The organism is Buchananella hordeovulneris (assembly GCF_001907235.1).
Classification (GTDB): domain Bacteria; phylum Actinomycetota; class Actinomycetes; order Actinomycetales; family Actinomycetaceae; genus Buchananella; species Buchananella hordeovulneris.
This window is the reverse complement of record NZ_MQVS01000001.1, coordinates 350,039-375,800: the sequence shown is the minus strand read 5'-3', so window position 1 is coordinate 375,800 and position 25,762 is coordinate 350,039. Positions and strand designations below refer to the sequence as shown.

24 protein-coding genes are annotated in these 25,762 nt (G+C 68.7%); 8 read left to right on the top strand and 16 right to left on the bottom strand.

Annotated features, from left to right (window positions below; all coding sequences use genetic code 11):
- Positions 1–9: 9 nt before the first annotated feature.
- Positions 10–342, bottom strand: a complete 333-nt coding sequence (locus BSZ40_RS01765; protein WP_073822661.1) for a winged helix-turn-helix transcriptional regulator — start codon at positions 340–342, stop codon at positions 10–12.
- Positions 343–398: 56 nt separating this feature from the next.
- Between BSZ40_RS01765 and BSZ40_RS01760 the strand changes: the two genes are divergently transcribed.
- Both BSZ40_RS01760 and BSZ40_RS01755 read left to right on the top strand, forming a co-directional pair.
- Positions 399–1,208, top strand: a complete 810-nt coding sequence (locus tag BSZ40_RS01760) for an NAD(P)H-binding protein (RefSeq protein ID WP_073822659.1) — start codon at positions 399–401, stop codon at positions 1,206–1,208.
- A 50-nt stretch (positions 1,209–1,258) separates the two neighbouring features.
- Positions 1,259–2,965, top strand: a complete 1,707-nt coding sequence (locus BSZ40_RS01755; protein WP_073822657.1) for a phospho-sugar mutase — start codon at positions 1,259–1,261, stop codon at positions 2,963–2,965.
- A gap of 69 nt (positions 2,966–3,034) precedes the next feature.
- Here BSZ40_RS01755 and deoC read toward each other — a convergent pair whose 3' ends face one another.
- The 11 genes from deoC to galT form a co-directional block, all read right to left on the bottom strand.
- A complete protein-coding gene (gene deoC / locus BSZ40_RS01750; protein ID WP_073822655.1) occupies positions 3,035–3,691 on the bottom strand; it encodes a deoxyribose-phosphate aldolase in 657 nt (218 codons plus the stop codon).
- Complete coding sequence (locus tag BSZ40_RS01745) at positions 3,692–4,315, bottom strand: hypothetical protein (RefSeq protein ID WP_073822653.1); 624 nt, start codon at positions 4,313–4,315, stop codon at positions 3,692–3,694.
- Positions 4,312–5,613, bottom strand: coding sequence for a thymidine phosphorylase (locus BSZ40_RS01740; protein WP_073822651.1), 1,302 nt, complete (start codon positions 5,611–5,613; stop codon positions 4,312–4,314). Before BSZ40_RS01740 ends, BSZ40_RS01745 begins: the two co-directional genes overlap by 4 nt.
- Positions 5,606–6,022, bottom strand: a complete 417-nt coding sequence (locus tag BSZ40_RS01735) for a cytidine deaminase (protein WP_073822649.1) — start codon at positions 6,020–6,022, stop codon at positions 5,606–5,608. Before BSZ40_RS01735 ends, BSZ40_RS01740 begins: the two co-directional genes overlap by 8 nt.
- A complete protein-coding gene (locus BSZ40_RS01730; RefSeq protein WP_073822647.1) occupies positions 6,019–7,299 on the bottom strand; it encodes an ABC transporter permease in 1,281 nt (426 codons plus the stop codon). Before BSZ40_RS01730 ends, BSZ40_RS01735 begins: the two co-directional genes overlap by 4 nt.
- A complete protein-coding gene (locus tag BSZ40_RS01725; protein ID WP_073822645.1) occupies positions 7,296–8,519 on the bottom strand; it encodes an ABC transporter permease in 1,224 nt (407 codons plus the stop codon). Before BSZ40_RS01725 ends, BSZ40_RS01730 begins: the two co-directional genes overlap by 4 nt.
- Positions 8,516–10,090 carry an ABC transporter ATP-binding protein gene (locus tag BSZ40_RS01720; RefSeq protein WP_073822626.1) on the bottom strand — a complete coding sequence of 525 codons (1,575 nt, stop codon included), beginning with the start codon at positions 10,088–10,090 and terminating at the stop codon, positions 8,516–8,518. The genes BSZ40_RS01725 and BSZ40_RS01720 overlap by 4 nt, the downstream gene beginning before the upstream one ends.
- A gap of 159 nt (positions 10,091–10,249) precedes the next feature.
- Positions 10,250–11,383: a BMP family lipoprotein gene (locus BSZ40_RS01715; protein ID WP_073822623.1), complete on the bottom strand. Its 1,134-nt coding sequence runs from the start codon at positions 11,381–11,383 to the stop codon at positions 10,250–10,252.
- Between the two features lie 160 nt (positions 11,384–11,543).
- Complete coding sequence (locus BSZ40_RS01710; protein WP_073822617.1) at positions 11,544–12,614, bottom strand: mannose-1-phosphate guanylyltransferase; 1,071 nt, start codon at positions 12,612–12,614, stop codon at positions 11,544–11,546.
- Positions 12,614–13,843 carry a galactokinase gene (gene galK / locus BSZ40_RS01705; protein ID WP_073822616.1) on the bottom strand — a complete coding sequence of 410 codons (1,230 nt, stop codon included), beginning with the start codon at positions 13,841–13,843 and terminating at the stop codon, positions 12,614–12,616. Before galK ends, BSZ40_RS01710 begins: the two co-directional genes overlap by 1 nt.
- Positions 13,844–13,847: 4 nt before the next feature.
- Positions 13,848–15,041: a galactose-1-phosphate uridylyltransferase gene (gene galT / locus BSZ40_RS01700; RefSeq protein WP_073822615.1), complete on the bottom strand. Its 1,194-nt coding sequence runs from the start codon at positions 15,039–15,041 to the stop codon at positions 13,848–13,850.
- A 153-nt stretch (positions 15,042–15,194) separates the two neighbouring features.
- On the opposite strand from galT, the gene BSZ40_RS01695 reads away from it, so the two are divergent.
- The 4 genes from BSZ40_RS01695 (at position 15,195) to BSZ40_RS01680 (ending at position 19,692) form a co-directional block, all read left to right on the top strand.
- Entirely contained in the window at positions 15,195–16,454 is a 1,260-nt protein-coding gene (locus BSZ40_RS01695; protein WP_073822614.1) for a YihY/virulence factor BrkB family protein, read from the top strand.
- Positions 16,455–16,559: 105 nt separating this feature from the next.
- On the top strand, positions 16,560–17,663 hold the full coding sequence (locus tag BSZ40_RS01690; RefSeq protein WP_158020851.1) for a permuted SH3 domain-containing protein: 1,104 nt from the start codon (positions 16,560–16,562) through the stop codon (positions 17,661–17,663).
- A complete protein-coding gene (locus tag BSZ40_RS01685; protein ID WP_073822607.1) occupies positions 17,663–18,445 on the top strand; it encodes an ABC transporter ATP-binding protein in 783 nt (260 codons plus the stop codon). The genes BSZ40_RS01690 and BSZ40_RS01685 overlap by 1 nt, the downstream gene beginning before the upstream one ends.
- Positions 18,442–19,692 carry an ABC transporter permease gene (locus BSZ40_RS01680; RefSeq protein ID WP_073822606.1) on the top strand — a complete coding sequence of 417 codons (1,251 nt, stop codon included), beginning with the start codon at positions 18,442–18,444 and terminating at the stop codon, positions 19,690–19,692. The genes BSZ40_RS01685 and BSZ40_RS01680 overlap by 4 nt, the downstream gene beginning before the upstream one ends.
- A 39-nt stretch (positions 19,693–19,731) precedes the next feature.
- Here the strand turns inward: BSZ40_RS01680 and BSZ40_RS01675 are convergent, their stop codons facing one another.
- Positions 19,732–20,538 carry an exodeoxyribonuclease III gene (locus tag BSZ40_RS01675; RefSeq protein WP_073822605.1) on the bottom strand — a complete coding sequence of 269 codons (807 nt, stop codon included), beginning with the start codon at positions 20,536–20,538 and terminating at the stop codon, positions 19,732–19,734.
- Between the two features lie 28 nt (positions 20,539–20,566).
- On the bottom strand, positions 20,567–21,148 hold the full coding sequence (locus BSZ40_RS01670; RefSeq protein ID WP_073822604.1) for a TetR/AcrR family transcriptional regulator: 582 nt from the start codon (positions 21,146–21,148) through the stop codon (positions 20,567–20,569).
- Positions 21,149–21,219: 71 nt separating this feature from the next.
- On the opposite strand from BSZ40_RS01670, the gene BSZ40_RS01665 reads away from it, so the two are divergent.
- Both BSZ40_RS01665 and BSZ40_RS01660 read left to right on the top strand, forming a co-directional pair.
- Complete coding sequence (locus BSZ40_RS01665) at positions 21,220–21,966, top strand: ATP-binding cassette domain-containing protein (RefSeq protein ID WP_084542533.1); 747 nt, start codon at positions 21,220–21,222, stop codon at positions 21,964–21,966.
- Positions 21,963–23,531, top strand: a complete 1,569-nt coding sequence (locus tag BSZ40_RS01660; RefSeq protein WP_073822603.1) for a hypothetical protein — start codon at positions 21,963–21,965, stop codon at positions 23,529–23,531. Before BSZ40_RS01665 ends, BSZ40_RS01660 begins: the two co-directional genes overlap by 4 nt.
- Here the strand turns inward: BSZ40_RS01660 and BSZ40_RS01655 are convergent.
- Both BSZ40_RS01655 and glyA read right to left on the bottom strand, forming a co-directional pair.
- Complete coding sequence (locus tag BSZ40_RS01655) at positions 23,528–24,442, bottom strand: bifunctional methylenetetrahydrofolate dehydrogenase/methenyltetrahydrofolate cyclohydrolase (protein WP_073822602.1); 915 nt, start codon at positions 24,440–24,442, stop codon at positions 23,528–23,530. The two genes, BSZ40_RS01660 and BSZ40_RS01655, sit on opposite strands and share 4 nt — an antisense overlap.
- Positions 24,442–25,728: a serine hydroxymethyltransferase gene (gene glyA / locus BSZ40_RS01650; protein ID WP_073822596.1), complete on the bottom strand. Its 1,287-nt coding sequence runs from the start codon at positions 25,726–25,728 to the stop codon at positions 24,442–24,444. The genes BSZ40_RS01655 and glyA overlap by 1 nt, the downstream gene beginning before the upstream one ends.
- Positions 25,729–25,762: the final 34 nt, after the last annotated feature.

The following is a 25,762-nucleotide window of genomic DNA, read 5'->3' as shown; positions in this document are numbered from 1 at the left end:
GCACGCAGCCTACTGGGCGGGACGTAACACTTCGTCCGGCACGCTGCGTCCCCATGTGTCCATGGCCGCGAGCACGGGGGCCAGGGCGTGGCCGAGGTCCGTCAGTTCGTACACCACGCGCGGGGGAATCTCGGGGTAGGCGGTGCGCACGACCAGCCCGTGTTGTTCGAAGCGTCGCAGGCGGTGGGTCAGGGTGTGCCCGCTGATACCGGGCAGGTTGGTGCGCAGCTGGCTGAAGCGTTGTGGGCCGGGCAGCAACTCGCGGACGATGAGCGTGGCCCAGGGGCCGTCGAGCAGCAAAAGGAAGCGGGCGACGCCGCAGGTGGGGAGTTTTCCTTCCATGACTCTCCATTAGTGCAGTTGACGTAACCGGTGCAGCAGCTGCACTAATGGAGGGTATGCGATACCTAGTGCACGGCGCCACGGGCGCCCAAGGTTCCCCTGTCTCCCAACTGTTGCTTGCTGCGGGCCACGAGGTCGTCGGCGGCGTGCGCCACCCCGCTGCTGGCCCCGGCCTCGACCTCGCCGATCCGGCGGCCCTGACGGCCGTCTACCAGGGGGTCGACGGGGTGTTCCTCCACCTGCCACTGGCCACCCCAGCGCGGCAGACCCAGTACGCCCAGAGCGTGGCTGTCGGGCTGTGCACCGCCCGGCCTGCCCGCGTGGTCATCTCCACTAGCGGCGCCGACCCCACCCGTGGGCCGCTCGCCACCCTCCTGACTGCCCTGACGACCGTCGCTCTCCCCCACGCCGTCGTCACCCCTTGCCTGTTCTTGGAAAATCTCCTGTTGCCGAACGTCACCGAGCCGCTGCGGGCCCACGGCGAGCTGCGCTACCCCCTGCCCGCCACCCTGCCGGTGTCGTGGGCGTCCCACGGTGACGTCGCCGCCGTCGTGGTGGAACTGCTGCAGCGACCCGCACCCACCGGCGTGGTGGGCGTCGGTCACCTGCCCGCGGTTACCGGCCCGGAGCTGGCCGCCGCCTGCCCGCCGGGGCCGACCGGTCCCGTGCGCTACGTCGCGCTGTCCCCGCAGGAGTTCGCCGCCCAGCTGCCGCCCGCCCTGCAGGGCTCCGCGGCCGGCATTCAGGCGCTCTACGCGCACCTGGGAACACTGCCCGCCCTGGCCATTGCCCCGGCCACCAGCGCCCAGGAGCAGCTCGGGCTTCACCCTCAGCCCTTGGCGCAGTGGGCCCGCCAACACTTTTAGTCCGCCGCGGGCAGAGGCCGTAGCATGGTCTGAACAGAAAGGACCAAGTCATGGTTGACTTCCAGGCCGTGCGCCAGTGGATCGCCACCGATCCCGACCCCGCCACCCGCGCGGAGCTTCAAACCCTGTTGACGGCCGCCGAAGACGGCTGCGAGGAGGCCCGCACCGAACTCGCCGACCGTTTTTCGGGCACGCTGCAGTTCGGCACTGCGGGACTGCGGGGCCGCTTGGGAGGCGGGCCGAACCGGATGAACCGGGCCGTCGTCATTCGGGCGGCGGCGGGGCTGACCCGCTACCTTCTCGACACGGTGCCCGCCGCGCCCGTGGTCGTCATCGGCTACGACGCTCGCCACGGCTCGGCCGACTTCGCCGCTGATACCGCCGCCGTGGTGACGGCGGCCGGCGGACGGGCACTGCTGCTGCCCCGGCCGCTGCCCACTCCCGTCCTGGCCTTCGCGGTGCGGCACCTGCAGGCCGACGCCGGGGTGATGGTCACCGCATCCCACAATCCACCACAGGACAACGGCTACAAGGTCTACCTGGGGGGACGTGCCGTCACCGACGGCGGGCAGGGCGCCCAGATCGTCAGCCCGCACGACGTCGAGATCGCCGCCCGGATCGCCGCGGCGCCCGCCGCCGACGCCGTGGCCCGCGCCGCGGACGGCTGGCAGGTGTTGGGCGAGGAGATCGTCGCGGCCTACCTGGAGCGCCTGGCACAGCTGCCGGGCACCGCTCTGCCCGCCGCGCAGGCGGCCCAAGTGCGGATCGTGCTGACCTCAATGCACGGGGTGGGCGGACAGACCTGCCGAGCAGCCCTGCAGGCGGCCGGTTTCACCGACGTGCACGAGGTCGCTGAACAGGCCCAGCCGGATCCCGACTTCCCGACCGTTGCTTTCCCCAACCCGGAGGAGCCCGGTGCCCTCGACCTGGCGTTCGCGTTGGCCCGCTCCGTACAGGCCGACCTCATTATTGCCAACGACCCCGACGCCGACCGTTGCTCGGCCGCCATCGCCGACCCGCAAGCCCCCGCGGGTTGGCGGCAGCTGACTGGCGACGAGGTGGGCGCGCTGCTCGGGCAACAGGCCGCGGCCCTGGCCGTCGGTGGACCACGCACGGTGCTGGCAAGCTCGGTGGTCTCCTCCCGGCTGCTTGGCCGGATCGCCGCCGCCCACGGACTGGAGCACGTCACCACCCTGACTGGATTTAAGTGGATCTCGCGGGTGGAGGGCCTAGCCTTCGGCTACGAGGAGGCCCTCGGTTACTGCGTCGACCCGGCAGGGGTGCGCGATAAGGACGGTATCTCCGCCACCGTCCGGCTGGCCGCCTTGGCCGCGCAGGTGAAGGCTGCAGGCCGCAGCCTGTCGGCACTGCTCGACGAGCTGGCGGTGGCGCACGGCCTGCACGCCACCGCCCCCCTGTCGATCCGGGTGGCCGACCTCTCGCTCATCGCCACGGGGATGGCCAACTTGCGCGCCCAGCCGCCGCAGGAGCTGGCGGGCTCGCCCGTGACCGAGGTGGTGGACCTGTCCGCTGGGTGGCAGCGTTTCGCCCTGCCCGCCACTGACGGCATGGTGCTGCTGACCGCGGCCCAGGATCGGGTGATCGTGCGCCCGTCGGGCACCGAACCGAAGCTGAAGTGCTACCTGGAGGTCATTACCCCGGTGGCCGGGGTGGAGGAGCTGCCCGCCGCCCGCGCGCGGGCGCAGGCCCGCCTCGCGCAACTGCAGACTGAGATTCGCGCGGTCCTCGGCATCTAGGGCGGCCGCAGCAAAACTGCGGGGGGAGCACTTCATCTGAAGCGCTCCCCCTGCGGCTCGTCGGCTAGTTCAGTCCAGCTCGGCCAGGATGGCCGCCGAGGCAGACAGCCCCAGGCGGGTGGCACCCGCCGCCACCATCTCCTGCGCCGCCGCCGCCGTGCGAATCCCCCCGGAGGCCTTCACCCCCAGGCGGCCGCCCACCGTCTTGGCCATCAGCTGCACGGCGTGCACCGAGGCGCCCCCGGCCGGATGGAAACCGGTGGAGGTCTTGACGAAGTCCGCCCCCGCCCGTTCGGCGGCCTGGCAGGTGCCCACGATCTGCTCGTCGCTCAAGGCCGCCGACTCAATAATGACCTTCAAAACCACCGGCGCCGGGCAGGCCGCCCGCACCAGCGCGATCTCCTTCTCCGTGTAGGCGAAGTCGTCGGCCTGGGCCCGCGCCACGTCGATGACCATGTCGACCTCGTCGACGCCCGCCGCCACCGCCAGCTCGGCCTCAACGGCCTTGACGCGCGGGTCGTGTGCCCCGGACGGGAAACCGCACACCGTGGCAACCTTCACCTCGCCCAGGGCCGGGCGGTCCAACGGCAGCTTGTTCGGGGAGACACACACCGAATAGGTGCCCAGCTGCCGGGCCTCAGCCACCAGGTCGGCCACCGCCTGCGCGGAAGCCTCCGGCTTGAGCAGGGTGTGGTCAATCAATTGCGCGAGCGCAGCGCGTTCCATTTAATCCTCCGGGTAGGGAACCAGGGCGGCCCACACGTGGGACCAGCCACCAAAGGCGGCACAGGGTTGTTTGCTGTGGAGCTCCGCCGTCGAAACTTCGTGAATGGTGCCGCTGGACGGCTCGTAGAGCCGCCACACGACGTCGGCGGTAACCTGCCCGGCCACCACCGCGGGCTGCCACCCGTCGCCCGGCCGCGCCGACAAGATCAGCACGACGTGGCGCGGCAAGCCTTGCGTCCCCCGCCCCGGGGCCCCGCCCACGTACAACGGCACCGGGATGGCCCGGCTCGCCGCCGAGAAGAGGGTGTGCCACACGGACGCGTCGCGGCGGGGACGTCGCCACGGGGCCAGCCACGCCACCGCGTAGCGCACCCCCGGGTACCGAGCCTCCCGGGCGGCCGTCCACGGCGGAGTGCCGAGGCTGCGCGGCCACGACAGCGGCCCGAGCGCCCGACGGCTGGTGGCCAGTTTCATGGCTACCTGCGCGGGCAGGCGGGTCAGTTCGTCCTGGTGTAGCACCTCGTGCAAACGTCCCTGCCCGGCCGCCTGCACCGCCACCAGCACCGCGGAGCCGCACGTGGTGGGGTCGATCTGCCGGGCCAGGCCTTGCGTAACTACCGTCACGCGGTGACCCTGTCCAGGATTACCGGCCCGCGTGCGGCGACCGGGGTGCCGCTGGCAGCCACCCGCACCCCGGTGGCCAGGGGCTCCTGGGCCCGGGCGAACCGCTCCGGGGTATCGGTGTGCAGGGTCAGCAGCGGCTGGCCCGCCTGCACCTGCTGGCCGAGTTCCACGTGGATTTCCACCCCGGCCCCGGCCTGCACTGGGTCTTCCTTGCGGGCCCGGCCCGCCCCCAGGCGCCAGGCCGCCACCCCGATCGCCAGGGCATCCAGCTCGGCCACCACCCCGTCATGCTCCGCCCGCACCTGCTCGGTGTGGGCGGCCTGCGGTAGCGCCGCGTCCGGGTCCCCGCCTTGCGCGGCGATCATGCGCCGCCACACGTCCATGGCGCGCCCGTCGCGCAGCGCCGCCGCCACGTCGACCTCGCCCTGCCCGGCGGCCGCGCACATCTCGCGCGCCAGTTCCACCGTCAGCTCCACGACGTCGGCCGGACCACCGCCCGCCAGCACCTCCAGGCTCTCACGCACCTCTAGGGTGTTGCCCACCGTGCGCCCGAGCGGCACCGACATGTCTGTCAGCAGCGCCCGCGTGTTGACTCCGGCGTCGCTGCCAAGCGCAACCATCGTCTCGGCCAGTTCCCGGGCCGTGGCCAGATCCTTCATGAAGGCCCCGGAGCCAACCTTGACGTCGAGCACCAGCGCCCCGGTGCCCTCCGCGATCTTCTTGCTCATGATCGAAGAGGCAATCAGCGGTATACAAGAGACCGTGCCCGTGATGTCCCGCAGCGCGTACAGTTTGCGATCGGCGGGTGCCAGGCCACTGCCGGCCGCGCAGATCACGGCACCCGGCCCGCCCGGCCGCAGCATCGCGTGAATCTCGTCGTTGCTGAGGGCTGCCCGCCAGCCGGGAATCGATTCCAACTTGTCCAGCGTGCCGCCGGTGTGGCCGAGGCCCCGCCCCGACAACTGCGGCACGGAGATCCCGAAGACCGCCACCAGGGGGGCCAGGGGCAGGGTGATCTTGTCCCCCACCCCACCGGTGGAGTGCTTGTCGGCGGTCGGCTTGCCGAGCGAGGAGAAATCCATGCGCTCGCCGCTGTCGATCATCGCCTGCGTCCACCGGGCGATCTCCGCGCGGTCCATGCCCCGCAGATAGATGGCCATCGCCAGGGCGCTCATCTGCTCGTCGGCCACCGCGCCACGGGTGTAGGCGTCGACCACCCAGTTGATCTGGGCGTCGCTCAGGCGTCCCCCATCCCGTTTGGTGGCGATAATGTCGACAGCATCGAAAGGTTCAGCCATCGGTCTTCCTCTCCTTGGCTTGGGCGGCGAGCAAATCGGCGGGGGTGAAGGCGCCGGGAAGCATCTCGGCGACCGACACCACGCCTACCGGCAGCCACAGCTCCATAGTGGGTGCGGCGTGTTCAGCTAGCAGCTGGCGGCAACGTCCACACGGAGTGATGACCTCCCCCTCCGGGCCCACGCACACGAAACGCACCAACTTGCCGCCCCCGCCGCGGATCAACTCCGAGATGAGGCCGCATTCGGCACACAGCGTGAGGCCGAGGGAGGCATTCTCGACATTGCAGCCGGTAATGATGCGCCCGTCGTCCACCTCGGCCGCGCACCCCACCTGGTAGTGGGAGTAGCGGGCGTAAGCCATAGTCATCGCTTGGCGCGCGTGCTCCAGCAGGGTGTCGAAATCGATCACGGGTAGGGCACCCCCTCGGCGGCCGGGGGCCGCACCTTGCCGACAAAACCGGCGACCGCCAGCACGGTGATGACGTAGGGCACCATGAGCAGGAGCTCGGAGGGCAAGCCGGCCCCGATGTTAGACAAGGTGTAACCCAGCTGCTTGGAGAAGGCGAACAGCAGGGCCGCCACCACCGCACCGCGCGGATTCCACTTGCCCAGGATCATGGCGGCGAGGGCGATGAAGCCGTAGCCGGAGGAAATGTCCTTGGTGAAGGCCAGGCCGGAGCCGATCGTGAAGTAGGCGCCGCCCAAACCAGCCAAAGCGCCAGCCAGCACCAGGTTGTTGAAGCGCGTCCGGTTGACCTTGATACCGACGGTATCCGCGGCCTTCGGGTGTTCCCCGCACGCCCGCATACGCAAACCCCACCGGGAGCGGAAAAGCATGAACTGGGCAACGATCACCACCACGTACATGCAGTAGATCAGGATGGTCTGGTTGAAGAACACCGGACCGATGATCGGGAGCCGATGCAATCCCGGGATGGGCAGGCGCGGCAGCGGGGTGGCGGTGTTCCAGGTCGCCCGGTCGGCCGTCAGCACGGTAGAGAACAGGAAGCCCGTCAGGCCCAAAGCCAGCACGTTCAGCACCACCCCGGTGACGATCTGGTCCACCCGATACTTGATGGTGAACAGCGCCAGGAGCAGCGCCAACAGGATGCCCCCCAGCGGGGCCGCAAGCAGCCCGATCCAGGGCGACGAGGTGTGGGAGGCCACCACGGCGGCCAGGAACGCCCCCGTCAGCAGCTGCCCTTCGATGGCGATATTGATGGTGCCGGAGCGCTCACAGATCAGCCCGGTGAGGGAGCCGAAGATCAAGGGGACCGAGAAGGCCAGGGTGCCAGCCAGCAGCGTGACGATGGTGATGATGCCGCTGGTGCCCGCCGCCACCCAGGTCAAAAAGCCCAGGGCAAAGGCCACCCCCACCACGATCGGCACATAGATGGGGGTGCGGACGCGCCGCCACTCGTTCCAGGTCACTAGTGCGGTGCCTGCCATCGCGAGCAGTGTCAGCACCGCCAGCGTCAAGCGAGCGGGCAGGGTGAAGGGGGGAATGTCGAAGAAATCGGTGCCGGTGTTCACGCTGAAGGTGGTCTTCCCGGAGGCGGTGAACACAAAGTAGGCCAGCAGCAGGCTGAAGACGCCGTACAGGATCGGGTTGCGCCATTGGGCTGGCCGCACCAACTTGTGTTCCGTGGGCTGCGCGGCCGGCAGCGTTGTCTCTGGCGTGCTCATGCGGCCACCTCCTGGCGCTTGGGCTCGGGCGCAGGCAGGCGGAAGATCATGCGCACCAACGGCGGGGCGGCGATCAGCAGCACGATGATGGACTGCACCACGAGCACGATATCGATCGGGGTCTTAGTGGCGGTCTGCATCAGGGTGCCGCCGGCCCGCAGCGCCCCGAACAAGATGCCCGCCATTACCGTTCCCCAGGGACGCGATCGGCCCAGCAGGGCCACGGTGATGGCGTCAAATCCGTAGGAGCCAGCCACGCCGTCGGTCAGGGCCTTCTCTGTGGCCAAGATGGGGGCCGTGCCTGCCAAACCGGCCAGCGCCCCGGCCACCGCCATTACCGCGACCGTCACCCGGTTGACCGAGATACCTGCCGTGCGGGCCGCGTGCGGGTTGAAACCGGTGGCGCGGAACTCAAATCCCCACGTGGAGCGCTCCAGCAGCCACCACACGGCCACGGCCGCAGCCAGCGCCACCAGGAAGCCCCAGTGCAGCCGGAACGAGTCACCGAGGAGCCGCGGGTACTGCGCGGCCTCCGGAATCGGCAGGGACTTGGGGTTGGAGTTGCCCTCCCCAATGAACGTGTCCTTGGTGAGGAGGTACTGCACCCCGAAGAAGGCGATCGAGTTGAGCATGATCGTCACGATCACCTCGTTGGCGCCAGTGCGGGCCTTCAACACCCCCGCGATCGACGCCCACAACGCCCCACCGGTGGCGGCGGCGAGCAGCGCCAGCGGCAAGGCCACTACCGCGGGCAGGGTCGTGTGCAGCGACACCCAGGTCGCGAGCGTGGCGCCCGCCAACAGCTGCCCCTGCGCCCCAATGTTGAACAACCCGGCCCGGAAGCCGACCGCCAACCCGAGGCCCGCCAGGATCAGCGGCACCGCGTTAGTGAGCGACTCCGTCAGCGGTCGCAGCATCTGCTGCGGGTTGTCCTTGGTCCAGTCGAAGATGGCCCCGCGCACCAGCGCCGTCAGGGCGTCGACGACGGCTCCCCACGCCGCCGACAGGAAGTCCCCGGGGCGGGCAAAGAAGTAGCCAGCGGCCTGCCGCGCATCCTCGTTAGCGAGCACGATCAGTACCGACGATAAGGCGAAGGCCAGCACACAGGACAGGAAGATCAGCAGCGGGTTGGACGACAACAACTGCCGCAACAGCTGGTTTTGCGCCGGAGCTGCGGGGACGGTCGATTCCGTTTTCTCAACCGACTGGGGGTCGCTCACGCTGGCACCTCGTTTTCGTGGGACGGGTGGGACGCCGCGGCGGCCTGAGCCTCAGCCAGGGATGCCCCAGCCATCATCAGGCCCAGCACGTCGCGGGGGGTGTCGGGATCAACGATGCCGACTATGCGGCCGCGATACATGACGGCGATGCGGTCAGACAGCGCATAGATCTCATCTAGCTCGGTGGAGACCAGGACGACGGCGGTGCCGGTATCCCGCTCGGCCACCAGGCGCTTGTGCACAAATTCGATGGACCCCACGTCGAGCCCGCGCGTGGGTTGGGAGACCACCAGCAACTCCAGGGGCCGGGACAGCTCGCGCGCCAGCACCACCTTCTGCTGGTTACCACCCGACAGTGTGGAGATGGGGTCGTAGATCGAGGTCAGGCGGACGTCGAATTCGTCCCGCCGTTTAAGCGCATTGTTCTTAACCTTGGTCGGGTTAATCGACGGCCCCTTGGCGAAGTCGGCGGTGTCGTAGATGTCGAGGATGAAGTTCTCGGCGATGCTGAACTGCTTGACCATGCCGTCGGTCGAACGGTCTTCGGGCACGTAACCCACTCCGTGCTGGAGCCGCTCCTTAATCGACAACTCCGGCAACGATTTGCCGTCCAGGGTGATCGTGCCCATCTCGGGCTCCTCCAACCCGAGAAGCACTTGGGCCAGCTCGGTCTGCCCGTTGCCCTGCACCCCGGCGATACCGAGGATTTCTCCCTCGCGCACGTCAAAGGAAACGTCGTCAACCACTGGGGTGGTGGCCCCGCCCCGCACCGTCAGGTTGCGCACCTCCAGGGACACCTGCCCGACCTGCGCCTGCGGCTTATCCACCATCATGTTGACGTCACGCCCCACCATGAGGGAGGCGAGTTCTTTTTCCGTGGAGGTGGCGCTCGCCGTCCCGACGACGGCTCCGCGCCGGATGACCGTGATCTTGTCGGCCACGGCCCGCACCTCACGCAACTTGTGGGTGATAAAGACGATGGCGGTGCCCGCCTCGCGCAGCTGCCGCATGATCTCGATGAGTTCGTCGGTCTCCTGCGGGGTGAGCACGGCGGTGGGCTCGTCCAGGATCAGCACCGAGGCATCCCGGGACAGGGCCTTGATGATCTCCACCCGCTGCTGGGCCCCGACGGGGAGGTCCTCGATGCGGGCATCGGGGTCAATGTCGAAGCCGAAGCGCCGGGAAATCTCGCGGACCTTGGCGCGCGCCTGCCGCAGGTTCAGCACCCCGATGGGTTTGAGGAAGTTCTGCGGGCCGGTCGGCTCGTACCCCAAGGCCACGGACTCCGCCACCGTGAACACCGGCACCAGCATGAAGTGCTGGTGCACCATGCCGATTCCGGCGCGAACCGCGTCGCCCGGGCCCGCAAACTGCACCGGCTCCCCGTCGATCAGGATCCGCCCCTCGTCGGGCTCGTAAAGCCCGTAGAGCACGTTCATCAACGTGGACTTTCCGGCCCCGTTCTCCCCCAGCAGCGCATGGATTTCCCCGCCCCGCAGATCCAGGCTGATGGCGTTATTGGCAACCAGGGGACCGAACCGTTTAGTAATGCCCTGTAACTCGAGCTGCACTTGGTCTCCTCACATTTCGCCGTTGCAGGGCCAACGCCCATGTTGGGTTCCTGATAATACCGTGCCTGCGGCCGCTGAGCGTGGGGCCGCCCCCATACGCGACCGGGCGGCCAGCTCCGGGAGTTCCCCGTGGCTGGCCGCCCGGCCTGCACCGTGCCGTTACTTCGGCTGGTTCTTGGTCTCGACGATCAGGTTACCCGAGGCGATGTCAGCGCGCAGCGCCTCCAGCTCGGCCTTCAGCTCGGCCGACACCTGGCTGTCGAACTTGTGGAAGGGGGCCAGCGCCACACCCTCGTTGGCCAGGGTGCCGATGTACGGCTCGGCCTTGAACTCACCCTTCGAGGCGGCCGCAACGGTGTCGTACACGGCCACGTCCATCGCCTTCAGCACCGAGGTGAAGATGAAGTCGGCGGACTCCGGCACCGAGACGGTGCCATCGGTGTCAACCCAGATCACCTTCGCGCCGCTGTTGGCCTCCTTCACGGCCTGCAGCGAGCCGTGGCCGACCGGACCGGCCACCGGCATGATGACGTCGGCGCCCTGCGACAAGAAGCCCTCGGTCATGGTCTTCCCGGCGGGAACGTCCGAGAAGTTACCGACGAAGGAGCCGTCCTGCTTGGCGACGTCCCACCCGAGCACCTGCACTGCGGTGCCCTTGTCGGCGTTGTACTTCTCCACCCCGGCCACGTAGCCGTCCATGAAGATCTTCACCGACGGAATCGGGGCGCCCCCAAAGGTGGCGACCTTACCGGTCTTGGTGGTGCCGGCCGCCGCGTACCCGGCCAGGAAGGCCGCCTCGGCGGTGTTGAAGATCAACGGCTTGCCGTTCTTCTCCGCGCCTTCCCCGAAGCCGGAGTCCACCAGCGCGAAGTGCACGTTCGGGTTGGCCTTAGCGGCCGCGGTCAGGGCGTCGGCCAGCTTGAAGCCGACCCCCACGATGAGAGTGCAGTCGTCCTGAATGAGGGACTCGACGTTGGTCACGAAGTCAGCCTCGGAGCTGGACTCCAGCTTGTTGATCTTGATGCCGAGTTCCTTTTCGGCCCGGTCAAGACCAGCGGCCGCGGTCTGGTTGAAGGACTGGTCGTCGAAGCCGCCCTCGTCCGAAACCATGCACGCCTTGAAGTCGGCAACCGGCTGGCCGTCGCCTTCCATCTTGTCCGTGCCCTCTTCCGACGCCATGGCGGTGCCGGGAGCGGCGGTTTCCTTGTCCTTGGCTTCCGGTGCGGCGCCACAAGCGGCGAGCACCATGCTGCCAGCCAGTGCCAACGCGCCGAGCTTTAGGGAGTTCTTCACGTTTTTCCTCTCGTCATTCCCGGGCTGGGGGTGCCGCCACGCGGGCTGCAAGAGCCGGGAGGTTCCCCGCGAGTCTAAGCCAGTCTCGCGGGCTTGTTGGCCCCGCAGCCCGCACTGTTGCCGCTTCGTAACCCGCTTTACAGCTTGAGCGCGGGATATGTCACAAAGCGGTCGGGTGGCTGGTTTTCAGCTGGCCGACGACGTCCTTGACGCGCTCAGCGTGTGCCCGAGTAGTCACCAGCAGCGCGTCGTCCGTGCGCACCACCACCGCCCCCGGCACCCCCAGGACCGCCACGAGGCCCGGCCCCCCGGTGACCAGCGAGCCGGGGGAATCCAGGGTCAGCACTTCGGCGTGGCCGAGCACGTGGGCGCCGTCGCGGGCGGGCAGCAGCTCGGCCAGGGCGTCGTAGCCCCCCACGTCGGTCCACCCGAACTCTGCCGCCACGCACGCCACCTGCCCGCGGGCGGCAGCAGGCTCGGCGATGGCGTGATCGATGGCGATCTTGGTCAGGCCCGGCCACAGGCGCGCCAGCACCTCCTCCCGCTCGGGGGTGTCCCACGCGGCGGCGATCTCCGTCAGGCCCGCCGCCAGGGCTGGCAGTTCGCGCTCCAGCGCCGCCAACAACACGCTGGTGCGAGCCACGAACATACCGGCGTTCCACACGTGGCTGCCCGCCGCGAAGAAGGCCTGGGCCACCTCCGGGGCGGGCTTTTCCGTGAAGACCTCCACCTGCCGCAGGTTGGGGGCCCCCGCCACCGCGAGCGCCTGACCCTGCTGGATGTAACCGAAACCCGTGGCGGGCGCGGTGGGGGTGATGCCGATGGTGACGATCCAGCCCGCCTGTGCCCCGGCTATCGCCTGCCGCACGGCCGCCTGGAAGGCCGCCTCGGCACGGATCACGTGGTCGGCCGCGAATGAACCGACCACGACATCGCCGTGCCGGGCCGCCAAGATGGCGGCGGCCAGGCCGATGGCGGCCATGGAGTCGCGGGGGGATGGCTCGGCCACCAGTTCGACAGCCTCCGCCAACTGCTCGCGCACGGCCGCCACGTGGGCCTGCCCGGTGACCACGGTGGTGCTGGCCGCCAGGGGATCCAGCCGGTCGCAGGTCTGCTGCAGCAGGCTGCGGCCGCTGCCCGTGAGGTCGAGCAGGAATTTCGGGTGCGCCTGGCGCGAGAGGGGCCATAGTCGCGTGCCGGCGCCGCCGGCGGGAATGATGGCGTGGAGCATCAGCCGACCCGTTCGGCCGCTGCGCTCGGCACCGACAGGATGAAGGCTGGCTCGGCCAGCCCCGCCGCTGCGGCGGCGTCCCGCACGGCCCGCGCCACCGCAGGCACCATGTCGGTGTCCACCAGGGCGATGGCGCTGCCCCCGAAGCCGCCGCCGGTCATGCGCGCCCCGTGCGCTCCGGCGGCCCGGGCGGCTGTCACGGCACAGTCCAATTCGGGGCACGACACCTCGTAGTCGTGTTGCAGGGAGTCGTGGGAGGCGTTAAGCAGCCGCCCGGCGTGCGCGAGCCGTTCCCCGGTGAGCGGGCCGCTGGCGAGCACGTCAATGAACTCCCGGGTCCGGCCGATCTCGGTGACGACGTGGCGCACCCGCTTGCGGGCCACGGCGTCGTCTAGGCGCAGCATGGCGTCCTGCACTTCCTTGACCCGCCGCAGCAGGTCCACCCCGAGGATCCGGGCCGCCTCCTCGCAGGTGGCGCGCCGCTCGGCGTACTGGCCATCCACCAGTTGGTGGGGGGCCCGCGTGTCGATGACCAGCAGCGTCAAGCCATCGGCCGCGAGGTCGAACGGAATCTGGGTTAGCGAATCGTCAAGCGTGTCCAGTTCCAGGGCGTGACCTGCGGTGCACAGCAGGGAGGCGGACTGGTCCAGGCCCCCCGTGTTGGCACCGGCGATCTGGTTCTCGGCGGCCCGGCAGGCCCGCACCAGCTCCAGGCGCCCCTCCTGGCTGCCCGCCAACCCTAGTTGCGCCAGTTCGTCCAGGGCCACTGCCATCGCGCATTCCAAAGCGGCCGACGACGACAATCCCGCCCCCAGCGGCACGCACGAGTACAGGGCGGCATCGAACCCGGGCAGCGGGCCGTGCCCCTGCTGTTCCAGGGCCCAGGCCACGCCCGCCAGATAGGCGGCCCAGCCGTCGACCTGCCCGGCGCTACCGCGCGGGCCGATGACGTCGAGGTCCAGCTCGTCCACAGCCAGCACAGTCTGGGGGGATACGAGGCGAATGCGTCGGTCCGCGCGCGGGCTAACCGCGATGTAGGCGCGGTGCGGCAGCGCGATGGGCAGGCACACGCCGCCGTTGTAGTCGACGTGTTCGCCAATGATGTTTACCCGTCCGGGCGCGGCCCACACTCCAGCGGGTTGCGCCCCAAACGTGGTGGCGAAGAGGGCGCTGGCGCCCGTCACGCCCTCGGCGGCGCTCAGGGCGGGCAGGAATGTCAAGTCTTCCACTGGGTTACTCCACTTCGTCCAGAAAAACTTCGCGCAGACGGTCGGCGATCTTCTCGGGGGAGGTATCGGAGATCCAGGCCCCCATCTGCGACTCCGAGCCTGCCAGATACTTCAGCTTTCCGGGGCTGCGCAGGAACGAGAAAAACTGCAGATGCAGCCGCAAGTCCTCCCGCCCCTGTCCCACGGGGGCCTGGTGCCACCCGGCCAGGTAGTTCAGCTCGATGCCGTTGCCGTCGGCGTCTAGGTGGAACCGGTTGGCGGCCTGCAACATCCGCAGGTAGAGGGGGGCCAGGTCGGCTTTCTCCGCGTCGGTCAGCTCCGCGAGGTCAGCCACGTCGCGCCGCGGCGCCAGGTGCATCTCCACGGGCCAGCGGGCCGCCACCGGCACGTAGAGCACCCAGTGGTCGGTCTGGGCAATGATGCGCCGCCCGGAGCGCAGCTCGGCGGCCAGTACCTCGGTGAGGAGATTGCGACCGGTGCGCTGCCGGTAGGGGGTGGCCTGGCGCAGCATGGCCTGCGTGCGGGGCGTGATGTAGGGGTAGGCGTAGATCTGGCCGTGCGGGTGGTGCAGGGTCACACCGATGTCAGCGCCGTGATTTTCAAAGCAGAAAACCTGCGCGATGCCCGGCAGTTGGGAGAGGTCACGGGTGCGGTCGGCCCACGCCTCGATCACGGTGCGCATGCGCTTTACCCCCACGCTGGCCAGGTTCTCCTCCAGGCGGGGCGAGAAGCAGATGACCTCGCAGCGCCCCGCCGCGGGGGCCGCCAGGAAGAGTTCCTCCCCTTCCAGGGGGGTCGGCTGCCCGCCCAGCGGGGTGGTGGGGGTGGCCAGCAGGGAGGGGAAACGATTCTCAAAGACGACGACGTCGTAATCGGTGTCCGGAATCTCCCCGTCGGAGTAGTCCGCCCCGGGCCGGGCCGGGGCCAACGGGTTGGCGTCGGCCGGAGGCAGGAACGTGCGGTTCATGCGGTGCGTTGCCATCGGCACCCACTCGCCGGTCAGGGGGTCGCGCCGCATCTGGGGGGCCTGCACCGGTTGCCCGTGGGCATCGACGAAACGGTCAGGCAGGGGGCGGGGATCATCCAAACGACGAGTTTTCTCGCCCGAGACGTACTCTGGGCTGTCATCAAAATAGAAGAACTCGCGGCCATCGGCGAGCTTGGTGGCGGTGCGGCGAACTGACGCCTGCTGCGACATTGCATTTCCCTTCATCGTTGGCGGGCAAGGGTAACGCTAGTCGATGCGGCGGCCGGGAAAAACCGCCACCGGTCCCGTCGGCCCGTGAGGCGTTCTTCACCTCGAGCAGGCTTTGAGGCGACAGAGCGGGGGGCGAGGCCCTAGCCTGGCTGGGTGGAAAACGCCAATCCTTCTTTGCGTGCCGTGTTGCAGACCCCCGGGGTGTCCGCGCGCGGCAAGCTTGCAATCGCCTGGTGGATGAACACCCGCCTGTCGCGGGCGCTCATGCGCTACAGCTCCGCCAACGGGGCCCTGCTGGCGGGCGGCATCTCCTATGCCGCCTTGTTCTCCATCGGGGCGGGGCTCACGATCGCGTGGACCGTGTTCATGCGGGTACTGGGCGGCAACGAGACCCTGCGACTGGCAGCCATCGATGCGATCAACGCCTCGCTGCCCGGTCTGGTTAGCACCCCCAGCAAGGACGGCATCATCAATCCCGATAGTTTGGTGGTGAACACCGGCTTATCGGTGGCGTCCATCATCGCCATCGTGGTGTTGGTGCTGGCAGCGATGCGGGTAATGGCGGCACTCAAGGCGTCCACGCGTGCCATGTTCGGCATCGTGCTGGTGCCCACCAACGCGGTGGTAGACAAGCTACGGGACTTCACCGGGTTCCTGGCGCTCGCCCTCGGCACCATCCTGACTGCGGCATTGTCCACCGCTACCACCATCTTTGGGCGCGACTTCGCCCAGTTCTTGGGCTTGTCCGGGGAGACGACGGTGTGGCTGACACGCGTAGCGTCTTTGCTGATCGCGGCCGTCGTGGATGCCGGGGTCTTCTGGTTCCTGATTCGGGTCACGGCCTCGGTGCGCCCCCCGGGCCGCGACATGTTCTACGGGCTGGTGCTGGCCAGCATCGCCTCCGGAGCGTTGCGGGTAGCGGGTACCTCGCTCATTGGTTCGACCGCGAAGAACCCGCTGCTGGCCTCATTTGCCGCCCTGGCCGCCTTGCTTTTGTGGGTGAACTTGCTGGCCCGCCTCTACCTCAACGCCTGCGCCTGGATCGCCAATCCCCCGCGACCGGCGGAAGTGAACGACCGCCTGCGTGAACACGCCAAGGACCGCCCGAACTACGTCACGCTGTCCAGCCCGCACACCCTCTTGTGGCCGCACCAGAGCGTCACCGGCCAGTTGGACGTCTCTCCCCGCGCGGATGCCACGGCGGTACACGTGCCCAACCCGAAGTGGGGCGGCCTGATAGGGGCTTGGCAGCGGTGGCGGCTACGCCAGCATGAGGCGCGGGCCAAGAAACTGCGCCAAAGCCTGGGGCTGGTGCCTGCCGCCAAAGTGGCAGAAAAAACCTCGGTGCAGCGCGCTAACTCGGCGATTGCAGCGCAGACGGCCGCCCGCCGTTCCCGTCCCCCTCAGGGATGATCTAGTGCCCCCTATCTCCCCCAGCAAGGGGAGAGGCTCTGCGCTACCAAACAACTAAGCTACCACCGACCACTATCCCGGGAGGCCTGGATGCAGCGACTTATCATGCCAATTCTTCGGTTGCTAATGGCGGCAGTTATAGCCGTCGCCTTAGTGAAGTTAGCCTTCTTCAACTCACCAGATGGAGAAAAGGCGAAGGAACCGTGGGCAGACTTTTCGCCAACCACGGTAGTGGCCAATGTGGGTGACATCTCCCAAGACCTCACCCTGGACGGGTCCGTGGTAGTGGATCCTGCCACCGAAATTAAGGCAACAGCGGCGGGCAAGGTGGCCCGTTTCGAGGTATCGGAAGGCGACTACGTGGAGGTGGGCGCCCCCTTAATTACCGTCACCCGCGAGGAGACAACTGAGCCCTCCGAGCAGCGCGACGAAGAAGGTAATGCCACCTCTGTGCCCGGCCAAACCCGCACCGTTTACGGCACGATCTACGCCAACGCCAACGGGAAGGTAAAATTCTCGGTATTGGAGGGGCAGGAATTGAGCATCGGCGCCAGCGCGGGCTCCATTTCGCCGGGCACCCTCTCGATTCAGGCCAGCCTCACCCCCGCACAGCGCTACCGCATGACGGCGGTTCCGGAATCTGCCACCATCACCGTCACTCCCGGCCCCGCGCCGTTTGACTGCCACGACCTGAAGATCGCCAGCCCCTCTGAGGAGAGGCAGGCACCTGCCCCCGCGCCCGCCCCGGCCCCCGGCGGTGCTGGGGCTCCTCCCGCGCCGGGGGACAATGCGTCGGGCCAAGCGGCCTCTGCCACCATTTCTTGCGGGGTACCCGGGGAAATCACCGTCTACCCGGGCATGGCGGCCAAGATGGCGATGCACATGGGCGACGCCAGCGGGGTACTCCTGGTGCCGACGACGGCGGTAAAGGGCGACTACGAATCTGGGGCGGTGTGGAAGATAGTGCCCGGGCAGGAACCGCAGCGCACCCAGGTTTCGCTAGGGCTTTCCGACGGTTTCATGGTGGAAGTCAAGTCGGGTTTGCAGGCTGGGGACGAGATTCTCGAATTCATTCCCGGCCAGGAAAAGGAGCTGGATCCGTTTGCCAACCTGGACGGGCTGGGAACCGAGGAAGGGGAAGGCTCCAAGGAGGAGGCCCCGGCTGACCCCGCCGACAGCGACGCCCCCCTTGACTCCGAGGGGCAGTAATGCCGCTGCTAGATCTAGCGGGCATTAACCGCACTTTCACGCTGCCCACCGGGGAACGGCTGGAAATCCTGCGCGACATAAACCTGCGGGTGGAAGCAGGCGAACATGTTGCCATCGTCGGCCGCTCCGGGACCGGCAAGTCGACCCTGCTCAACATCCTGGGGCTGCTGGATGCCCCCACCGCGGGCAACTACACCTTCGCGGGGCAGGACACGACCCGGTGGAGCGACCAGCGCCGGGCCCGCACCCGCGGCAGGAACTTCGGGTTCGTCTTCCAATCCTTCAACTTGCTGCCGGGGCTGGGGGTCATTGATAACGTGGCGGCCCCCCTGCTGTACGCCACCGACGCAGCATTTTTCACCCGCCGACGGCGCGCGATTGAGCTCTTGCAAAAGATGGGGTTGGGAGAGCGCCTGGAGTCCCGGCTCGATCAGCTCTCCGGCGGGGAGCAGCAGCGCGTGGCCTTGGCCCGGGCGTTGGTGCGGCACCCGCGCGTGATCTTGGCGGACGAGCCGACGGGCGCGCTGGATGTGGAGACCGGCACCCACGTGATGAACATGATGGAAGAGGCGGCGGCGGCCAGCAACGCCGCGCTGCTGGTCATCACCCACGACCCGGCGATCGCGGCGCGCGCCCACACGCACTATTCCTTGGGAGACGGCGTCTTGACCCCCATCTCTTTGACCGCGGGCGCTCCCGCCCGGCAACAGGTTTCTTCCGCCCTGGCCGCCAGTGCTCCCGCAGGCCCCGGCCTGCTGCCCAGCCCCGAGGTGACAATATGATCGGGCTGCTCGGCTCGTTAACGGAGGCTTGGATCCAGGTGCGCATTTCCCGCGTGCGCGTGCTGTTGTCGCTAATCGGGGTGGCCGTGGCGGTGGCGGTGATGGCGGGCGTCATAGCGTTCGGGCGGGTCGTGGCCCAGGCCCAAACCGAGACGATCGAGCGGTATGCGGGGCGGCCCGGGACCGTGCAGATGTTCGTCACACCCGGCCTGTCGACCCAAATCACCCCCGATGGGGGCATGGCAGCCGAGGAGACCGGCGGCCAGCGGCCCCCCGCCACCCGCGAGCAGACGCTCAAGGCCATTGACGACGCCATGCAACGGTTCGCAGTGCGCTACTACTCGGTGGTGCTGGACGTGTCCGACATTAAGGCCCGGGTGCCGCGCGGCCTGATGCCGCTGCAAGCAAAAGTCGTCGACCTTAATTACGGTCCGATCCACCGCGTAAAGCTGCACGAGGGACGCTGGTTCACCCAACAGGACGCAGAACGCCTGGCGCCTGCGGTGATCATCTCTCATTCTTTGGCCGCAGAAATCGACGCGCTGGATAAAAGCGGTCCTATCACGCTGCGACTGTCGGGCGGCGCCGAAACTAAGGCCGTCGTGGTGGGCATCACCCCGCCGCAGGAGTACGAACCCCCGTCGATCTATATGCTGCGCTCCTCGTTTGACAAGGTGAAGATAAAACAGGAGAACGAAAACTCTCAGACAATGCTGGAGGTCTGGCTACCGCCGGAAAAGGAAGCGGCGGGGCGCCAGGCGATCCCCGAGGTTATTGAGGCCGTCACCGGCAAAAATTCCGTAATGCCTATTCCTTCCGAGGGAATGCTCGTGGAGGACAACCACAGCCAGATGATCAAGATCGTCTCCGGTCTTGGGGTGGTGGTCCTGGCACTGGGGGCACTGTCACTGATCAATATCGCGGTGGTGACGGTGCGGGCCCGCATTCACGAGATCGGCATTCGCCGCGCCCTGGGAGCCACCTCCGGGCGAGTATTCTTCTCCATTCTTTTGGAGTCGGTGCTGGCCACCTTTGTGGCCGGAGTGGTGGGAGTGGCGGTAATCATCGGCACGTTCCGCTATATTCCCTTCGCCCGCTTGCAAGTCGTCGTGGAGGACTTTCCACCTTTCCCGGTCTCCGCGGCGGTGGCGGGACTGGCGGCCGCGACCTTGGTCGGGGCGTTGGCCGGGATTATCCCGGCGTGGATCGCCGTGCGCGTCAAACCCATCGACGCGATTCGCTACTGACACCGCGGGGCGCCCCCGGCCGGGGGGTGCCCCGCAGCCTCACAACTGGTAGGTCACCACGAGGGGGGCATGGTCAGAGAAGCGCTCGGCGTAGCTGGCGGCCCGCTCCACCTCCGCGGCGGTGGCGGCGGCGGCCAGGCGCGGGGTAACAAACTGGTGGTCAATGCGCCAACCGGCATTGTTGTCGAACGCCTGCCCGCGCCAGGACCACCACGTGTAGGGGCCCGGCCCGCTCGGGACCAGAAGGCGCACGACGTCGGCGTAGCCCAACTTGTCGCGCCACCGCAGCAGATGGGCGATCTCATCATCCAGCGCCCCCGCGGTTTTGTTGTGGTTGCCCTTCCAGTTCTTGATGTCGTCGGCGCCCAACACCACGTTGTAGTCGCCCCCCACGACGACGTCGCGCTCCCCGGCGGCTGCCTGCGCCGCCAGTTCGGCGAGCCGTTGGCCAACCTTGGCGAGGTGCGCGTACTTCTGGTCCATTTTTTCGGTGCCGACCGTCCCGGAGTGCAGGTAGGTGGATACCACCGTGAGGGGCCGCTCTGGGCCGGGTAAGTCAACTTCCACCCACCGCCCGGTGTCGACGTCTACCTCATCGGGGTAGGCCCCGCTGCGGGTGGCGAGGGGCGCAACCCGGCTGGCCACTGCCACCCCGGCCCGTCCCTTGATGCGGCAGACGTCCTCGGCGACGTGCCAGCCGTCCCCGAGGTGGGCGGCAACGGTGCCCAGCGGGGCGCGCACTTCCTGCAAAAGCAGCACGTCGGGGGCCGAGGTGGTCAGCCAGGTTTCCATGCCGCGCTTGTAGGCCGCGCGGATGCCGTTGACGTTGACGGTGGCGATACGCATTGGCCCATCCTCACACACGACCAGTTAGCTAGTCCGCTTGTAGCACCTCGGCGAGTCCCGCTAGCCCCTGCAGGACGTAGTCCTCGACGGGGCGCTGGCCTCCATCCGCGTGCCAGGTGACGATGGCCGCCACCATGCCGTGCAGGAGCGCAGCGGTGATGAAGGCGGCGGCCGGGCGGGCGTGCCGTCCACCGACGACGATGGCATCAGTCAGCTGGACGGCCAGGTCGCTCAAATAGAGGCTGGCCGCAGCTTGAATGGCGGGGTGCGCGGCCCACAGTTCGATGCGGGCCAGCGACTGGGCTTGATCGTCCTGGAAGTGGGCCTGCCCAATGGCCGCCAATCCTCGCTTCAGGGCGGACAGGATGCTTTGCCCGGCCCGCAGGTCCGCCAGCAGGATGCCGAGGAAGATGTCGTCGTACTCGTCGTGCAGGACGAGCCCTTCCTTGGAGCCGAAGTAGCGGTAGATGGAAGAGGGCGAGACGGCGGCAGCGGCAGCGACCTGCTCGACGGTGACCTTGGTGAAGCCTTCACGGGCGAAGAGGGACATGGCTACCTGCTGGATGTGCCGCATGGCCGCCTGTTTCTTCTGTTGCCGCAGCCCAGCCATCGCGCCTCCTCGTAACGTTTTCTCAGGCGATATTGCCACATGAACATGCGGGTAGGTGCTACCCTGCCAAAATGAGACAGTCACTTTCAATTGACATTGACTTTCCAATTTTGCTGGCGGGGGCCCGCAAGACCTTCGGGGCCATCACCGCCCTAGACGGCCTCGACCTGCGAGTCAAACGCGGCACCGTCCACGGCTTCCTCGGCCCCAACGGGGCGGGGAAGACCACCACCATGCGCGCCCTCCTCGGGCAACTCCGCCTCACCGGCGGACGCGCGCAGCTCTTTGGCCTCGACCCCTGGCGCCACACCACCACTACCCATCGTCACCTGGCCTACGTGCCCGGCGACACCGTACTGTGGCCCCAACTCACCGGCGGGCAATGCATCGACCTCCTCACCCACCTGCAAGGCAGCCCCGACCCGGCCCGACGCGCCGAGCTCCTCGCGCGCTTCGAGCTCGACCCGCGGCGACGCACCGCCACCTACTCCAAAGGCAACCGGCAGAAAGTAGCACTCATCTCTGCCCTCGCCACCCGCGCTCCCCTCCTACTCCTTGACGAACCCACCTCCGGCCTGGACCCCATCATGACCCGCCGTTTCGTGGAAACCATCCGCGAGGTGGCGGCGCAGGGGCGCACAGTGCTGCTCTCCAGCCACATCATGAGCGAGGTCGAGGCCCTCTGCGACGAGGTCACGATCATTCGGGCCGGGCGTACCCTGACCAGTGGCCCCCTACAGGAGCTGCGGGCCGCCGCGCCGCCGGGCACCAGCCTGGAGGAGCTCTTCTGGCAACACTACGACGGGCGCGCAGCATGACCCCGCTCGGCATCCGGGCGCTGGCCCGCCTGCAGTGGCGCACCAACTGGCGCACACTGCTCACTCCCCTGCTGCTGACCGGTCTGGTCACCGCCATCGGTGCCGGGGTCAGCGGCCTGTACCCCACCGCCGCCCACCGCGCCACCTATGCCGCCACCCTTGGCTCGTCCCTCGCCACCCAAGCCATAAACGGGCGGGCCTACGACCTCACCAGCATTGGCGGGATCACCGCCTACGAGGTCGGGTTCATGGGGCAACTGCTGCTCCCTCTCGTCGGCGTGCTGCTGGCCATACACCTGACCCGCCGCTGGGAAGACACCGGGACCACCGAGCTGCTGACCGCCGCCCCCCTCCACCGCCTGGCGCTCCCGCTAGCCGCCGCCCTCAACCTCACGGGCGCCTGGCTGCTGTTCGCCGCCACCGCCGCCGTCGGCTTGCACTTGCTGGGCCTGCCGCTGGCCCCCGCCACCCATTACACCCTCTCCCTGGGCGCCTTCGCTTTAGCCTGGAGCGGGGTGGGCCTAGTCGCAGCGCAGCTGGCAGCCCCCGCCCGCGCCGCGCGCGGACTGGGACTGGCTGCGGCCGCCACCTGTTACCTACTGCGCCTGGTAGTGGACGGCTCCGCCTGGTCCGCCACCTGGCTCAGCCCGATGGGGTGGGTCGTTGAGGCGCGCTCGTGGGGACCTGCTCGCTGGACTCCCATTCTTGCCCTGCTGGCCCTGGCCGCCGCCGGACTGGGTACCGCCCTCGCCCTCGCCCAACACCGAGACCTGGGGGTGGGCGCTCTGCCTACCCGGCTCGGCCCAGCCACCGGGCGGCAATTGGCCCACCCCCTGCGCCTGCACTGGCGGCTCACCCGCCACCTCACCTGGGGGTGGCTCGGGGGCGCCACTGCCTGGGCCGCCACGCTTGGCCTGCTAAGCCAGGAGTTCCTTGCCGCCTTCGAGGGCAACCCCACCCTGGCCGCGCTCGTCGGCGGCGCCGGCCCGCGCCTCGTAAGCCAATTCGGCCTGTTGGTGACGAGCCTGTGCGCCGCCGCCGCTGGCCTGGCCGCCTTCCTGCCGCTCGGCGGGCACGAAACTGCCGGCCGCCTGGGCCTGCTGCTGGCCGGGTCCCGCTCCCGACGGGCGTGGTGGACCAGCACCTGCCTGAGCTCACTGACCACCGTCTGCCTGGTGCACCTAACGGCCGCCACAGTCCTGGGACTGAGCCAATGGCAAGCGCTCGGCCAAGCCACCGCGTTCTCCGACACTCTGCGAGCGGCAGTCACCTACCTGCCCGCTGTGAGCGTCCCGGTCGGCGGCGGGGCCCTGCTCGTCGGCTGCTGGCCGCGAGCGCGCGCACTGGCCTGGCTGCCGGTCGCCTGGATCCTAGTGGTAGGGCTCCTGGCCCAACCGCTCCGGCTGCCACAGTGGGCCATCCACCTTTCGCCCTTGGCCGCCAGCGGCAACCTGCCCACGCAGCCCGCACACTGGCCCACCGTGGCGGGCCTGGCTGTCCTGACGGTGGGGCTGCTAGTGCTCGGCGGCGTCGGCCTGGCCCGTCGCGACCTGCGGCACGGCTAGCCCGTTCGCTCAGCGGCCTCCACGACGTTGGCCAGCAGCATCGCCCGGGTCATCGGCCCTACCCCACCGGGGTTAGGCGACAGGGCTCCCGCCACGGCGTCCACCCCGGCGGCCACGTCCCCGCGCAGGCGGGCCTTGCCCCCGGCAGGGTCCGCCACCCGCGAGACCCCGACGTCGAGGACAATCGCTCCGGGCTTGACCATGTCCGGGGTGATTATGCCCGCCACCCCGGCGGCAGCAATGACCACATCGGCTCGCCGCACGTGCGCCGCCAGGTCCACGGTGCCCGTATGGGTCAGCACCGGGGTGGCATTGCAGGCGCGGCGCGTCAGCAGCAGCCCGATGGAGCGTCCGACGGTGGTGCCGCGCCCCACCACGGTCACGTCCTTGCCCGCCAGGTCCAGCCCGTACCGGTCCAGGATCTCCAGCACCGCCCGCGGGGTGCACGGCAGCGGGGAGGTGACCGGCTCGTTGACCCGCAATACCAGCCGCCCCAGGTTGGTGGGGTGCAGGCCGTCGGCGTCCTTGGCCGGGTCGATACGTTCGAGTACCGCATTGGTGTCGATGCCGCGTGGCAGCGGCAGCTGCACGATGTAGCCGGTGCAGGCCGGATCGGCATTCAATCGGTCGATGGCTGCCTCCACCTCGGCCTGCGTGGCGTCGGCGGGCAAATCCTCTCGCAGGGAGGCGATGCCGATCTCGGCGCAGTCCCGGTGCTTGCCCGCCACGTAGGCGCGACTGCCGGGGTCGTCCCCCACCAGTACCGTCCCCAGGCCGGGCACGACGCCGCGCGCCGCCAGGGCCGCCACCCGCGCGGCCAGTTCCGCTTTAATGATGCCTGCCAGGGCCTTGCCGTCTAGCCGCAGCGCCCCGCCCGGGAAGTGCTCCCGAGGCACGCCGGTGCCCGGCATTAGTCCAGCCCCGGGTAGAGCGGGAAGGCCTCAGTCAGGGCCCACACCCGGCCCGCCAGCGTCGCCTGGTCAACCGAACCGGTGGCTGCCGTCACCAGGGCAGTGGCGATGATGTCGGCCACTTCCGCGAATTCCGCCTCCCCGAATCCCCGGGTGGCCAGCGCCGGGGTGCCGATACGCAGGCCCGAGGTGACGCGCGGTGGGCGCGGATCGAAGGGGACGGCGTTGCGGTTGACGGTGATGCCGACCTCGTGCAGGAGGTCCTCGCCCTGCTGACCATCCAGCGGCGAGTTACGCAGATCCACCAACACCAGGTGCACGTCGGTGCCCCCCGTGAGTACCTCGATACCGGCGGCGCGCACGTCGTCAGCCCCCAGCCGCTCGGCGATGAGCCGGGCGCCCGTCAGGGTGCGCTCCTGCCGCTCCTTGAACTCGGCCCCCTGCGCCACCTTCATCGCCACGGCTTTGGCGGCAATCACGTGCATGAGTGGCCCACCCTGTTGGCCGGGGAAGACCGCCGAGTCCAGCTTCTTGCCAAAAGCCTCGGCGTCGCGCGCCAGGATCATGCCGGAGCGCGGCCCGCCCAAGGTCTTGTGGACGGTGGTGGACACGACGTCGGAGAAGGGCACCGGGTTCGGGTGCAGCCCGGCGGCCACCAGGCCCGCGAAGTGGGCCATGTCGGTCCACAGGTAGGCCCCCACCTCGTCGGCAATTGCCCGGAAGGCAGCGAAGTCCAGGTGACGCGGATAGGCCGACCACCCCGCGATGATGACCTTCGGGCGGGCGGCCAGCGCGGCCTGGCGCACCGCGTCCATGTCCACCCGGTGCGTCTGCTCGTCGACGCCGTACGCGTGCACGTCGTACAACCGGCCTGAGAAATTAATCTTCATGCCGTGGGTCAGGTGTCCGCCGTGCGCCAGGGACAGTCCGAGGATCGGGTCGCCGGGTTGAATGAGGGCGTGCAGGACCGCCGCGTTGGCGGTGGCCCCGGAGTGCGGCTGCACGTTGACGTATTGCGCCCCGAAAACCTCCCGGGCGCGGGCAATGGCCAGCGATTCCGCCTTGTCTACTTCCTCGCAACCACCGTAGTAGCGGCGGCCTGGGTAGCCCTCGGCGTACTTGTTGGTCAACACCGAGCCCTGCGCCTCCAAAACGGCGCGGGGCACGAAGTTCTCCGAGGCGATCATCTCCAGGGTGTCGCGCTGGCGGGCGAGTTCTCCCGCCAGGACCGCAGCGATGTCGGGGTCGAACTCTGCAAGGGACGCGGTGGTGTCAAAGGTGGTCACGTATACCTCCTGATCGCGGCGCCAGCGGCGCTCT

What these genes read in the sequence shown, in the direction of transcription:
- BSZ40_RS01665 (WP_084542533.1), top strand. Translation starts at nt 21,220, where the DNA reads ATGAGACAGTCACTTTCAATTGACATTGACTTTCCAATTTTGCTGGCG.
- BSZ40_RS01655 (WP_073822602.1), bottom strand. Translation starts at nt 24,442, where the DNA reads ATGCCGGGCACCGGCGTGCCTCGGGAGCACTTCCCGGGCGGGGCGCTG.
- galT (WP_073822615.1), bottom strand. Translation starts at nt 15,041, where the DNA reads ATGTCGCAGCAGGCGTCAGTTCGCCGCACCGCCACCAAGCTCGCCGAT.
- BSZ40_RS01740 (WP_073822651.1), bottom strand. Translation starts at nt 5,613, where the DNA reads ATGGCTGAACCTTTCGATGCTGTCGACATTATCGCCACCAAACGGGAT.
- BSZ40_RS01760 (WP_073822659.1), top strand. Translation starts at nt 399, where the DNA reads ATGCGATACCTAGTGCACGGCGCCACGGGCGCCCAAGGTTCCCCTGTC.
- BSZ40_RS01765 (WP_073822661.1), bottom strand. Translation starts at nt 342, where the DNA reads ATGGAAGGAAAACTCCCCACCTGCGGCGTCGCCCGCTTCCTTTTGCTG.
- BSZ40_RS01690 (WP_158020851.1), top strand. Translation starts at nt 16,560, where the DNA reads ATGCCAATTCTTCGGTTGCTAATGGCGGCAGTTATAGCCGTCGCCTTA.
- BSZ40_RS01730 (WP_073822647.1), bottom strand. Translation starts at nt 7,299, where the DNA reads ATGAGCACGCCAGAGACAACGCTGCCGGCCGCGCAGCCCACGGAACAC.
- BSZ40_RS01755 (WP_073822657.1), top strand. Translation starts at nt 1,259, where the DNA reads ATGGTTGACTTCCAGGCCGTGCGCCAGTGGATCGCCACCGATCCCGAC.
- BSZ40_RS01670 (WP_073822604.1), bottom strand. Translation starts at nt 21,148, where the DNA reads ATGGCTGGGCTGCGGCAACAGAAGAAACAGGCGGCCATGCGGCACATC.
- BSZ40_RS01710 (WP_073822617.1), bottom strand. Translation starts at nt 12,614, where the DNA reads ATGCTCCACGCCATCATTCCCGCCGGCGGCGCCGGCACGCGACTATGG.
- BSZ40_RS01685 (WP_073822607.1), top strand. Translation starts at nt 17,663, where the DNA reads ATGCCGCTGCTAGATCTAGCGGGCATTAACCGCACTTTCACGCTGCCC.
- BSZ40_RS01660 (WP_073822603.1), top strand. Translation starts at nt 21,963, where the DNA reads ATGACCCCGCTCGGCATCCGGGCGCTGGCCCGCCTGCAGTGGCGCACC.
- BSZ40_RS01675 (WP_073822605.1), bottom strand. Translation starts at nt 20,538, where the DNA reads ATGCGTATCGCCACCGTCAACGTCAACGGCATCCGCGCGGCCTACAAG.
- BSZ40_RS01680 (WP_073822606.1), top strand. Translation starts at nt 18,442, where the DNA reads ATGATCGGGCTGCTCGGCTCGTTAACGGAGGCTTGGATCCAGGTGCGC.
- deoC (WP_073822655.1), bottom strand. Translation starts at nt 3,691, where the DNA reads ATGGAACGCGCTGCGCTCGCGCAATTGATTGACCACACCCTGCTCAAG.